This is a genomic window from Amycolatopsis nivea (genome assembly GCF_004522235.1).
GTDB classification, from domain to species: Bacteria; Actinomycetota; Actinomycetes; order Mycobacteriales; family Pseudonocardiaceae; genus Amycolatopsis; species Amycolatopsis nivea.
This window is the reverse complement of the sequence record NZ_SDLT01000001.1, coordinates 194,204-206,322: the sequence shown is the minus strand read 5'-3', so window position 1 is coordinate 206,322 and position 12,119 is coordinate 194,204. Positions and strand designations below refer to the sequence as shown.

Sequence of the window (12,119 nt, the reverse complement as noted above, 5' to 3'; positions counted from 1 at the left end):
GGAGGACGCCGTGTCCGACGACGACCGCACAGAGACGACCCCGCCGATCCCGGCCGCGCCGCCGTCCCCTCAGTCGGAATTCGACTATCCGGCGATCGGGACCGAAAAAGTCCTCGATGGCGGCATTCTTCCTGACCCCGCGGAAGACCGCGAAAAATGACCGCCGGGCCCGAACCGGCGGACAGCGCGAAGAAATCCGGGCCGGTCATCGCGAGCCTGATAGACAAAGAGATCGACAACGCTCGCGCGAACGCGAGTTCCCTGCAGGTCCGCGGACTGGCGGTGATCAGTTCTTCCGGAACGCTGGTCACGCTGCTTTTCGGGCTCTCCGCGCTGTCGACGAAAGCCCAGAACTTCGTGCTCCCGGACGCGGTCAAGCTTCCGCTGTACCTGGCGGCCGCACTGCTGGTGCTCGCCGCGGCCGCCGGAATCTTCACTAACGCGCCGCGAAGAAGCGACGCGATCGCGCTGAAAAACCTCACGCCGTTGATCGCCGAGGACCGCTACTGGAACGCGCCGTCGATTTACGCGGAAAGGGAAGTCGCCAAAACCCGGCTCACGGTGCTGCAGAACTCGCGAGCGATCAACATCAGCACCGCGCGGACCTTGCTCGTCGCGATCGTTCTCGAGATCGCCGGGGTCGCGTGCGTCACCTGGGCCGTCACGAGCCTCGTCTCGGCCTGAGCTCCGCGGGCGGGTCGTGCGCCCGGTCAGCCCTGGGTTTCCGCCGGGAAGCCGTGCCTGCGGGCGGCCACGACGACCACGATCACCGGCAGCATCAGCAGCAGTACGGTCCACGGGAACGAGCCGCTGCCCGCGAGGCCGAGCAGCACCCCGCCGACGACGCCGCCCGCCGCCATGGCGACGTTCCACAGGGTCACGAGCATCGCCTGTGCGGCGTCGGCGGATTCTCCGCCCGCCTCCCCCGCCGCGGTCTGCAGCAGGGTGGGCACGCCGCCCCAGCCGAGGCCCCAGAGCACCGCCGACGCGTAGATCAGCACCGGATCGTGCGCGATGGTGGCCAGCAGCAGCGCGGCCGCGGCGACGAGCAGCGAGCTGACGATGGTCAGCAGCCGCAGCCGCCGGTGGATCTGCGCGCCGACGAGCCAGATGCTCGCGATCGAGGCGATGCCGAAGGCGAGCAGGACGAGATCGGTGCTTCCGCCCATGCCGAGTCCGGCGAGGAAGGTGGCGATGTAGGCGTACAGGATCGTGTGCGCCAGCACGAAAACCAGCGTCACGAACAGCACCGGGAGGACCCCGGGCACCCGCAGTGTCGGCAGCAGCTTCGGCCGCTCGCCGCTGCGGTGGCCAGGAAAGTCCGGCACTGCGGCGGCGATCCAGACCAGCAGCACCGCCGTCAGGCCGGTCATGGCGAGGAACGCGGTGCGCCAGCCCGCGGCCTGGCCGAGGAAGGTCCCGGCGGGCACGCCGAGGCACAGCGCGACCGGGATGCCCGCCATCGCGATTGCGATCGCCCGGCCCTGCAAATGGGCGGGGACCATCCGCCGCGCGTACCCGGCGAGCAGCGCCCAGGCCAGCCCGGCTGCGACACCCGCGACGAACCGCGCGACCATCGTCAGGAAGTACTCGGACGACACCGCCGTGACCGTGTTGGCAACGGCGAACCCGGCCATCGCGGTCAGCAGCAGCGGTTTCCTTCGCCAGCCCGCGGTGGCTCCGGAGAGCGGGATCGCGGTCAGCACCGTGCCGAGCGCGTAGATCGTGACGGTCTGGCCGGTCGCGGACTCGCTCACACCCAGCGAACCGCTCATCGCGGGAAGCAGGCCGGCGGGCAAGGTTTCGGTGAGGCTTGTGATGAACACGGCGGTGGCGAGGGCGAGCAGCGCGAACAGCGGAAACCGCGGTCCGGCCGGGTCTTCTCCCGCTGCGGTCTCCACAGTGGATTCTGGTGTGGTGCTCATGCTCCGGCTTCTCTTCTGGAAGTGACTGCTGGTGGAGGTCGCTTCCGGGTCCGGTCGTCGGACCGTTCCTTCCGCGCCCCGGCGACCACTCTGCGGACGGGGGCTTCGGGATTGCTTACGATCGGCTGACGGCGATCTGACGACAGCGCGGGGGCGACGGGATGCGGTTCGGGGTTCTCGGCCCGCTGGCGGTGTGGGACGACACGGGGGAACCGGTCGCCGTGCCTGAGGCCAAGGTCCGCAGGCTGCTCGCGGTGTTGCTGGCCAGCGACGGCGGGCCGGTCTCCGCTGACCGGCTCCTTTACGACCTCTGGGGCAGCGAGCTGCCGGGCAAGCCCCTCGGTGCGCTGCAGGCGAAGGTGTCCCAGCTGCGCCGGGTCGTCGGCCGGGAGCGGCTGGAACGCCAGCCCGCCGGGTACCGGCTGCGGATCGAGCGCTCCGAAGACCTCGACGCCCGGCGGTTCCGCGAACTCGTCGCCAGGGCCCGCTCGACCCCGGACCCGCGCAGCCGGGCGGCGCTGCTCACCGAGGCGCTGGAGTTGTGGCGCGGAGCGGCGTACGCGGACTTCGCGGACGAGGATTTCGCGCGGGCGGACGCGCACCGGTTGACCGAGCAGCGGCTGACCGCGGCGGAGGAACGGGCGAAAGCCTGGCTCGACACGGGAGACCACGCTGCCGCAGCCGACGAACTCGCGGTCCTCGTGTCCGCGCACCCGCTGCGGGAAAGCTTGCGCGGGGTGCAGATGCGAGCCCTGTACCTGAGCGGGCGGCAGGGCGATGCGCTCGCCTCCTACGCGGAACTGCGCGAACGTCTCGCCGAGGAGCTGGGCGTCGACCCCGGCCGGGAGCTGCGGGCCCTGCACGAAGCGATGCTCCGGCAGGATCCTGGGCTCGCCGCCGGACCGCCGCCGCACGGCAACCTGCCCACCGGGCTCGCCGCCACCGCACCGCAGCTGCACGGCAACCTGCCCAACCCGCTCACCCCGCACGCCGCCGCACCGCGCCCGCACAGCAACCTGCCCAACCCGCTCACCCCGCTCATCGGCAGGGAGCAGGCACTCGCGCAGCTGACCGGCCTGCTGGGCACGACGCGGCTCGTCACCCTCACCGGTCCCGGCGGGGTCGGCAAGTCGCGCCTGGCCGTCGCGGCCGCAGCCGAAGCCGCTGCGGAATTCCCGGACGGCGTCCGGCTGGTCGAGTTCGCCGGGGTGCGCGACGGGACGGCCGACGACCTCGCCGAAGTTGCCGCAGCCGCGTTCGGCATCCGCGACGACTCCTCCGCGACACCGCCAAGCACCGGGGCCGCCGCACCGGCGCGGCGTCTCGCGGCCGCACTGCGCGACCGGCGCGCGCTGCTCGTGCTGGACAACTGCGAACACGTGGTCGACGCCGCCGCCGAACTCACCGAACTGCTCCTGCACTCCGCACCTGGACTGCGCGTTCTGGCCACCAGCCAGGAACCTCTCGGCCTCCCGGGCGAAGGCGTCTTCGCGGTGGAACCGCTGCCGACGACGGAAGCGGTGAAGCTGTTCGTCGAACGGGCCGCCGCGTCCGCGCCCGGTTTTCCCCGGCAACCGGAAGATTGCGCGCCCGCCGATCTCGAGGCCGTCACCGAAATCTGCCGTCGGCTCGACGGCATCCCGCTCGCGCTCGAACTCGCCGCCACCCGCGTCCGCGGCCTCGGCGTCCGTGAGCTGGCGACGCGGCTCAGCGACCGGTTTTCGCTCCTGACCCGGGGAAAGCGCGGTGCCCCGGCCCGGCAGCAGACTCTGCGCGCGGTGATCGACTGGAGTTGGGAGTTGCTGAGCGCACCGGAGCGGATCGTGTTGCGGCGGCTGGCCGTCCACCGCGACGGCTGCGACCTGGAAGCCGCCGAAGCGGTGTGCGCGGGAGACGGCGTCCGGCACGAGGAGGTGCTCGACCTCGTGACGCGGCTCGTGGACCGTTCTCTCGTCGTCGTGGCGAACGGGCCCGCCGGGATCCGCTACCGGCTCCTGGAATCGGTTGCCGCCTACGCCACCGAACGCCTCCACGAAATGTCGGACGCTGCCGAAACCCGCATCCGGCACCTGCGCCACTATCTGGCTCTCGCCGAGCGAGCCGAGCCCCGGTTGCGCGGCAACGAACAGCGAACCTGGCTCACGCGTCTGGACGCCGAAGCCGGGAACATGCGCGCGGCTTTGGACGAGGCGGTCCGCGCGAGCGCCGCAAAGGAGGCCGTCCGGCTGACGACGGCGCTCTCGTGGTGGTGGCTGCTTCGCGGCCGTCTCGCCGAAGGCCGCCGCGCCCTCTCGACCGTTCTCGACGCGGTATCCCCGGACGCGGAACTCGCTGTGCTGCACCACGCTTTCGCCCTGCTGACCGGCGACCAATCCGCCGCCCCCGCCGACGCCGCGGCCATTCGCGACCCGATCCGCCGCGGTCGTGCGCTGTGGCTGCGGGCCTACAGCCTGTTCAGCGTCGGCGACGCGACAGCCAGTGCTGAAACGAACGCCCTCGCCCTCGATCTCTTCACCGCCGAGGAAGACCAGTGGGGCGTCGCCGCGGCGCTGGGCTTGCGGGCCATGCTCGCATTGGTCCGCGGCGACCTCGCCAGTCTCGGCCGCGACGGCGTCCGCAGCGCCGCGCTCTTCCGCGCTCTCGGCGACCGCTGGGGCGAAATGCAGACCATTCCACCGTTGGCCGCCCTCGCCGAGATCAAGGGCGACTACCAGGACGCGGCGGACCGTCAGCACGCCGGCCTCGCGATCGCCCGCGAACTGGAACTGCAGGCGGAGGTGGCCGCCCGGCTGTCCGGCCTCGGCAGGCTCGCGCTGCTGGAGCGCGACTGGGAACGCGCTCGCGACCTGCACCAGCAGGCGCACCGCATCGCCGTCGAACACGGCTACACCTACGGCCAGATCCACGCCAAGATGGGCCTCGCCCTCGGCGCGCGCCGCTCCGGCGACCTCGACACCGCCGAGAAGCACCTACACCACATCCGCGACAGCTACGCCGGCCTGTCCTCCTTGGCCGGGGACCATTTGCTGTACGCGGAACTCGGATTCGTCGCCGAACTCCGTGGCGATGCCGGGCAGGCAACGGCTTTTCATCTCCGGAGCCTGGACATCGCCCGGACGCTCGACGAACCGCGTGCGCTGGCGCTGTCCTTGGAAGGCTTGGCGGGAGCGGCCGCCCGGAAGGGCACCGCCGAATGCGCCGCACTGCTGCTGGGCACCGCCGACGCCGCCCGCCGCCGGGTCGACGCGCCGCTCCCCCGCGCCGAACGCGGCGACACGGACCGCATTACCGCGGCCGCACAAGCGATCCTTTCGGAATCCGGCTTCGCCGAGGCGTTCCAGCGTGGCGCGGGGTTGTCCGTCGAAGCCGCGATCGCGGCGGGAACAGCTGAGTGCGCGAATTCCGCGCGGATGCGGAACTGCCCGGCAGGATAAAGTGCAGTCGGAGCGAGGGGGGCGTGATGACGGCAGGCGAGGGGCAGTCCCAGCTGCGCTCGGCTGTTCTCGCGCGGGCCTGGCAGCGGATCCCGGACGTCGAGGTGCTTTCGGCGGCCGACGGCGGGCCGCTGACGCGCACGATCAAGAAGATCATCGACCCGCTCGTGATCCGCACCTCGGCGCGGACCCGGCTGGGCCGTCCGCTGCTGGATCCGGCCGCCGCGGCGGAAGTGACCGATTTGCTGCTGGCCGATTCGGCGCGGCTGCGCGCCACGGCGGCGTGGTTCACCCACCTCAAGCGCCAGCGGCGGGCCTTGCGCATCACCGCGGGGAACGTTCAGGACGTGTGTTTTCCCCTCGCCTACGAACTCGCGACCGGCTTCGGCATGCCGGACGACTCCGCGCCGGAGCGGGCCGCGGCGGCGTTGCGCGAATGGCACGGCGAAGACGGTGCGGCCGGGGTCGATCAGGTGAGCCAGTACCTCGCTGATCCCCAGCGCGCCGCTGAACTGGCCGCTGAATTGCGCCGTCGCTGGGCTGCGGCACCGGACGGATCTCCCGCAGCATTCGTCGCGCTGCTCGACGCGGTCGCCGACGGCTTCACCGACGAGGCTTGGGAGAAGCTCGCCGACTCCCCCGCTGGGCACGCGTTCGGTCTCGCGTTGCGGCAGCCCGGCGGTGCTGCCGTGCTCACCCGGGCCGTCCGCGAGATTTCCGGTCTGCCCACGCCTGATCTCGGCCTGCAACGCGGCGAACGCACTGCTGTACCTCCGTTGAGCCAGCGCGACGAAACGGGGAACGGGCTTCTCGAACGCAGCATCGAACGCCGGGTCCGAGCGACGCTGCGCCGGGTGGACGGGCAAAGCGCCGTCGCCGACCTGGTCGACGAGGAACTCCGCCGTGCAGCCGCCGGGTTCGGGCTGGAATTACCCGTGCTGGCAACGTGTTTCGTGCTCGGGGTCGTCCTCGCGCCCGCGCTTCGGCCGCTCGACGGGCCCCGCGACCTCCCGGGCTTCGCCCAGCGGCTCAACGCTCAGGTCGCGCGGGAGGGATACGTCCTGTACGCACGCCGGGCGCTGGCCGGTTCGACGGCCCTCACCGCGCAGCCGGACGCCGAGATCCTCCGGGAACTGCGCGAATTCGCGAAGCGCTTCCTCGCCCGGTTGTGGGCGCGGCTGCACGGCTTCGACGTCTGCGGAGAGGTCCCGGACGACTTCCGAGACCTCCTCACCGGGGTGGTCCGGTCGACCTCGCTCGACCTGCGGACAAAAGTGCGCCGCGCACTCGTCGCCAACCTGCCGCGATTGGAGGCCGCCTCGTGACCCATCCAGTGCACACTCCGGTCCTCGCGGCGGACGGCGGCCTCATTCGCTTCGCGCTGACGGATCTGCTGGGCGCTTCGGTGCCGTCGATGCGAATCGAACTTACCGACGCCAGCGCGGCCGAACCATGGCTGACCAGGCTCGTCGGCGCCGAAGCCAGCTTGACCGCGCTCCGGGACGGATACGTCGACGTCCCGGCGAGCCCGGAGTTGGCCCGCCTCGCACTGCTGCTGTGGGCTCGGCGTTGGTGGCCTGCCAGCCCGTTGATCGGAATCCCGTCGCTTGATCCGGCGCTGCTGGATTTCGAAGCGGCCGTCGCGACCGCGGACGTCGCCGAGGGACTGCTCGACGGGTTCGAGGCCACCCCGGCTGAGCTGTTCGACCAGGCCGTCAGCGCGGGTCTGGTCGCCGTGGCCGGACCGGTGGCCGATGAAGTACGCCGTCTGTGCGAGCAGCTTTCGGCCTGGTTCAACCGCGAGGACGACCTCGAGCGGGCCGAAGCCGCGGCCTCACTGGCGGCGCGGGTGGCTCCAGGGCAACGTGCGTACGCCTTGGCGGCGGGTTCCGGCCCCGCCGCGTCTGGCGAGGGCGTACTGGCCGAGGGACGCGCTAGTGTCGACTGGGCGCGGGTGCCGCCCGGTGTTCTGGACGCCGCGGAGGACACGGTGGCCTGGCGGATCGTCGCGACCAGGACCGCTGCCCGGCTCGATGTCGAGGTCTCGGGCGCGCTCAACGACGCGTCGCTTACCGCGATGGCGACCCACGACGGTGAGCCGTTCGCCGAGGTTGCCCTGCACCTGGGCAGCGCAGGGTTCGCTGGAACGACCGACTTGGACGAAGCCGGTGCCAGGCTCGCAGCGACGTCCTCCGGCCGGATCGATCTCATCGTCGGCGCGGCAGGCCCGGACGTCGACGGCACCACGTCCGAGGACCGCGCAGAGGTGATCTCCCTGGTGCGGTCCCGCGAATCGTTGCCGCCGGAGGCCCGCACCTTGGCTGAGCGAGCCGCAGCCGACGAGGAGTTCTGACGTGCTCGTGGGGTTGCCGCCTCCGCTCGCGTCGCCGGACCGGCCGCTGCCTGCCGAACTCGCCGATGCGGTGTCGCACGGCTACAACTGCCGTTGTGTCGCAAGGCATTTCGGTCTCGACCCAGTGGCGTACCAGGAATTGCCCGCCTGCTCGCTGAGCCAAGCCGAGTACGATGCGCTGCTCGCCGAGGCCTTCGCCGTCCAGAACGAGGCCAAGAAACTCGCCTCGGCACGGGATGTCGCCGGTGCACAGCGGGCTTATGCACGGATGCGACAGCTCGCTCAGCAGCTCGACCGCGTCAGCCTCGAAGTCGCCGCGGTCAGCGATCTGGCCACGGTCTGCTACTCCGCGGGCGACCTCCGCAATGCGCGCCAGTGCGCGGAAGCCGTCCTCCACGTCTTCGCGGTCAGCACCGCCGCCATCGTCCACTTCGGACAGTACGCCGAACTGCGGATGATCGAAGGCTCTCGCGAGGTAGCGGAACGCGTCCTCATCTCACTGTCCACAGAGGAGGGCGACCTCGCCAGGGCACGCGAGTTGCTGGCGGATCAGCGGCGGCGCGCGGCGTTCCGGAAGGCCGCCGAACCCGGCCAGTTCCCGCGCGAACAACTCGACCCGCACGGTGCCGACGAACTGGAGTTGCGCATCCTCGAAGTGCGCGTGCAGGTGGCCGCCGGGGACCCGGCCGGTGCGCGGGACGCGATCGACGAGATCCTCACTAGCCTGGACCGCCTCGCGGACATAGCCGAGGTCCGTGACGAGGTGGCGGCGCTGCAAGCAATGGCGCGGGCCGAACGCGCCCGGATCCGCCAGGCAGGCGGCGAGGAAGCGGACGCGACGGCGGATTTCCTGCGGCTCAACGCCCGGCACGAAGGTCCGACAGCGGCGAAATTCGCCATCAGCCTGGCCGAAACCCGCGCGCTCGACGGAGATTTCCGCGGCGCGATGGCGGCGATAGTCCAGGCCCGAGACAAACTCGCTGCCGCAGGGGTGACCGGCGACGTCGCCGAGGCGAGCTACGCGCTGGGCAGCTTGCTCCTGCTCGCGGGTGCTGCAGGGCAGGCGCGAGAACAGTTCGAGCACGCGGGAAAGCTGTGGGCCGCGAACGGCGACACGCCCGGCGCGCGACGGCTCGCAGCGGCGCTGGCACGCTGTGCGGCGGCCGACGGCGACTGGACGTCGGCGGAAGAGCACGTGGCCCAGCTCCAGGCGGCGGCGCGCGAGTCGGGCGAATGGCTGGAGTGCCTGCGAGCCGATTATCTCGCGGCCGCGATCGGCTACGAACGCGGCGAAGACCCGCGAGCGGTGCTGGACCTGCTGTTGCCGGTGACCCTCGCCGCGCAGGAGTACCGGTTCGCGTTCGCGTCGGCTCAGGCCCGCACAGCGTGGGCGAACAGCGTCGCGGGTCCGGCGACGGAGTTGCTGATGGTCCTGCTGACCCAACTCGGCGAAACGCGACTGACCGCGGAGCTGATCGAACGCGCGTGCGCAGTCGGGGCGTACCCGGAGGACCGTTCGCTGAACCTCACCGGCGCGCTCCCTGCGCTGGCCCCGGCGGTCGAGGACGGTCAGCTTCCCTTGGCAGCATTGGGTTCGGTCACCTCGTCGCTACCGCTCCGGCTCGCCGCGCCGCCCGGGCTGCGGTGGTCGCCGTCCTCGCCGATGGAGCTGGACGCCTGGTCCCAGCTGGCCGCCGAACGTTACGGATGCGGATCGGTGCCGGGGACTGTCGAGACCTGGCCCGCCGCCGCACCCGGTCGCGAGACATTCATCCTGCGCTACGCCGACGCCGGGCACACCTACCTCAGCTGGCGCACCACCAGCGACCTCGACTCTGTCCGCACGCACCCCATCGACGCCGATCTCGTCGACACCGCGCGCGGCTTCCTCGCCGAGGCTTCCCCGACACCGCGGGAAGGCGAGCCGGTCGCGGCCGCGGTCCGTCGTTCGCTCGACGCTTTCGGCAGTTTCGCCGCGGAGCAACGCCTTGCTCGCGTCCTCGCGCTCAACCTCCTGCCCGCCGATCTCGTCGCGCAACTCCGGCGCGCCACGCGTCCGCTGTTGCGAATCCAGCCGTCCCCCGCGCTCGCCGCGGTCCCGTGGGGCCTGCTCGCCCTGCCCGACCGTCGCCCGGACCACGCGCTCGACGCCGACGACGTCGACACTTGCTTCGACAGCGACGTCCGAATCCTCGACCTCGCCGACGTCTCGCTGCTCGCCCCCGCCGGAATCCCGCGCCGCGAACCGGCTCCCGCCGGACCGCCCGTCTACCTGCTCGACCCGCGGATCCCCGGGCAGAGCGCGTTCGGCGAATTGGGCTCCGTGCTCGGCAAGCAAACCGCCGCTTCCCCGCTGATCCGCCACCTCGACGCACAACTCGCCGCAGGCCCCGTCCGCCCCGCCGCCGCGCGCGGCCTCGACCTGGTCCGCCGCACCGACACCGACCGCCAGCTCCTCGCCGACCTGCTGGCGGAACCGTGTTCGCGGCTGCTGTTCGCGGGGCACGTCAGCCGCATCCAGGACGTCCACGGTGCGCAGACCGCGCTGCATTTGTCGTGCTCGGCCGACCTGCCCGGCACCGCCGCACCGATCGGGGCGCACCGGCCGTTCACCGCTGCCGACCTGGCACTGTCCGAAGTGGACATGCCCCCGCGGGTCGCGCTGATCGGCTGCGCCAGCGCGAGCGACTTCGGCCTGCCGGAACCGTTCGGCGTCCTGCTCGCCGCGGTCGCCGCCGGGGCCGGGCTGGTGGCCGCAACGGTGTGGGCGCTGCCGACGTCGGCCGCGGTGCCGGGCGCGGATCCGATGGCTGAGTTGATCATCGCCGTGGACACCGCGCTTGCCGGAGCGGACCCGGTTGCTGAGGTGTGTGCCTGGCAGCGGGCCCGGCTCGCCCACTGGCGCGAACGACCCGAACCAGCCCATTCCCCGATCTTCTGGGCAGCCCTGACCTGCCTCGACGCCACCGACGACGCCAAAACTTGGGTTCGGTAGCAGCCCGCCCGCCCGAAGCTGTGTCCAGCACACCGGCACAGCGAAAGGCACCCGATGTTCAAGAAGATCCGCGACAAGATCAACGAAGCGACCCAGCAGGGCATGGCGAAGGGCGCGCAGGACTTCCAGCAGCACGCCGAGCAGTTCCGGCAGGCGGCCGCCGCGCAGGGGCACGACATCACCCCGCAGCTGCCGACGCCGCAGCTGGCCGCGCAGGCGTACCGGAACGTCGCGGCCGACCCCGAGATGGCTGCGTTCCTGGCGCTGCCGATGCAGGAGCAGCTGCGTCAGCAGCAGGAACTGCAGGCCTACGGCACCGAACTGCGCCGGCTGTACGACACCGGCGAGAAGGCCACTCTGGTGATCCGCGCGCTGGAGCCCACCGGCCGGACGGTCGCCGGGCAGGCGCAGTACACCGCCACTCTGGAGGTCACCCGCGCCGACGGCATGATGTACCGGACGGTCACCCCGCTGATCACCCCGCAGGCGACGATCCAGCAGTACGCGCCCGGCACCCGGCACGAAGCCCGTCTCGACCCCGCCGATCCGGCGAAGGTCGCCGTCTTCGGCCCGCTCGCGTAGGCGGCCGCGGTGTTCAACTCCTTGGCATTCGGGTTCCCGGACGACCCTGAACAGAACCGCGCGTCAAGCCGGCGGCTGTGGCTTCTCGGGATTCCCACGACGCTCGCCTGGGCGGTCGCCGGCTGGTCCGGCGCGCTCGGGCTGCTGGACGGCTTCCGCCTGATGTCGCTGAACCGCGTCGGCGCGTGGGGGGCCGACGCGGGACCCGCGGGTTCGCTCGTGTTGTTCTTCAGCCTGGCGGTCACGATCGCGTCGTCGCTGGGATTCGCGATGCTGTGGGGCGGCGGGATGTCGTTGCGCCGCATGGGGATCAGCTTCCGGGCCAGCTCACTGGCGGCAGCGCTCGGCGTGACGCTGGGCAGCGGCGTGGCGGCTCCGTCGTGGACACCGCCAGAATCGGTGGGCGAACGGCTGCCCTTCCTCGACGGCAAGGCCGAGCCGTGGTCCGATGTGGACTGGGTGATCTACTACGAGCCGTTTCTAGTGCCCGCGGTGTCCGGGCTCATCGCGCTGGTCCTGATCGTGGTGCTGCTGCGGTCTTTCCTCCGCGCGGCCGAGGCGGACGATCGCGAGCAGGCGCTGCGGCGGTGCGGCCGCCAGGTGACGGGCGTCCTCACCCGGGTGGATTTCACCAACGTCTGGGTGATGGGGAATCCGCGATTCAGCGTCCACGTGCGGTTTCCCACCGAGACCGGCGAGCGCGAGGCCGTGACCACGATGATCACGCCGCTCTTCCAAGCCCCTTCCGAGGGTTCGGCAGTGCGGGTCCGCTACGACCCGCAGGACCCGAAAGCCGTTCTGGTGGAACCGGTTTCCCGCTGACCAAGTCT

At 71.5% G+C, this 12,119-nt stretch carries 9 protein-coding genes; 8 read left to right on the top strand and 1 reads right to left on the bottom strand.

What is annotated here, in order from left to right:
- Positions 1-10 precede the first annotated feature (10 nt).
- On the top strand, positions 11-160 hold the full coding sequence (locus tag EIZ44_RS44555; protein WP_167753930.1) for a hypothetical protein: 150 nt from the start codon (positions 11-13) through the stop codon (positions 158-160).
- Positions 157-684, top strand: a complete 528-nt coding sequence (locus EIZ44_RS00965) for a hypothetical protein (protein ID WP_134727412.1) — start codon at positions 157-159, stop codon at positions 682-684. The genes EIZ44_RS44555 and EIZ44_RS00965 overlap by 4 nt, the downstream gene beginning before the upstream one ends.
- A 26-nt stretch (positions 685-710) precedes the next feature.
- Here EIZ44_RS00965 and EIZ44_RS00960 read toward each other — a convergent pair whose 3' ends face one another.
- Positions 711-1,925 (bottom strand): MFS transporter, encoded by a 1,215-nt coding sequence (locus EIZ44_RS00960; protein ID WP_134727411.1) that lies wholly within the window; start codon positions 1,923-1,925, stop codon positions 711-713.
- 161 nt (positions 1,926-2,086) lie between these two features.
- Here EIZ44_RS00960 and EIZ44_RS00955 point away from each other — a divergent pair, with 161 nt between their 5' ends.
- From EIZ44_RS00955 to EIZ44_RS00930, 6 genes are read left to right on the top strand one after another with little or no spacing between them, the layout of a single operon-like run.
- Positions 2,087-5,359: an AfsR/SARP family transcriptional regulator gene (locus EIZ44_RS00955; RefSeq protein WP_205673003.1), complete on the top strand. Its 3,273-nt coding sequence runs from the start codon at positions 2,087-2,089 to the stop codon at positions 5,357-5,359.
- A gap of 26 nt (positions 5,360-5,385) precedes the next feature.
- Complete coding sequence (locus EIZ44_RS00950) at positions 5,386-6,684, top strand: hypothetical protein (RefSeq protein ID WP_134727410.1); 1,299 nt, start codon at positions 5,386-5,388, stop codon at positions 6,682-6,684.
- A complete protein-coding gene (locus EIZ44_RS00945; RefSeq protein ID WP_134727409.1) occupies positions 6,681-7,712 on the top strand; it encodes a hypothetical protein in 1,032 nt (343 codons plus the stop codon). The genes EIZ44_RS00950 and EIZ44_RS00945 overlap by 4 nt, the downstream gene beginning before the upstream one ends.
- 1 nt (position 7,713) lies before the next feature.
- Positions 7,714-10,707: a hypothetical protein gene (locus EIZ44_RS00940; protein WP_134727408.1), complete on the top strand. Its 2,994-nt coding sequence runs from the start codon at positions 7,714-7,716 to the stop codon at positions 10,705-10,707.
- 54 nt (positions 10,708-10,761) lie between these two features.
- Entirely contained in the window at positions 10,762-11,289 is a 528-nt protein-coding gene (locus tag EIZ44_RS00935) for a hypothetical protein (protein ID WP_134661689.1), read from the top strand.
- Between the two features lie 9 nt (positions 11,290-11,298).
- Positions 11,299-12,111 (top strand): DUF3592 domain-containing protein, encoded by an 813-nt coding sequence (locus EIZ44_RS00930; protein ID WP_134727407.1) that lies wholly within the window; start codon positions 11,299-11,301, stop codon positions 12,109-12,111.
- Positions 12,112-12,119: the final 8 nt, after the last annotated feature.

What these genes read in the sequence shown, in the direction of transcription:
- EIZ44_RS00965 (WP_134727412.1), top strand. Translation starts at nt 157, where the DNA reads ATGACCGCCGGGCCCGAACCGGCGGACAGCGCGAAGAAATCCGGGCCG.
- EIZ44_RS00960 (WP_134727411.1), bottom strand. Translation starts at nt 1,925, where the DNA reads ATGAGCACCACACCAGAATCCACTGTGGAGACCGCAGCGGGAGAAGAC.
- EIZ44_RS00955 (WP_205673003.1), top strand. Translation starts at nt 2,087, where the DNA reads ATGCGGTTCGGGGTTCTCGGCCCGCTGGCGGTGTGGGACGACACGGGG.
- EIZ44_RS00950 (WP_134727410.1), top strand. Translation starts at nt 5,386, where the DNA reads ATGACGGCAGGCGAGGGGCAGTCCCAGCTGCGCTCGGCTGTTCTCGCG.
- EIZ44_RS00935 (WP_134661689.1), top strand. Translation starts at nt 10,762, where the DNA reads ATGTTCAAGAAGATCCGCGACAAGATCAACGAAGCGACCCAGCAGGGC.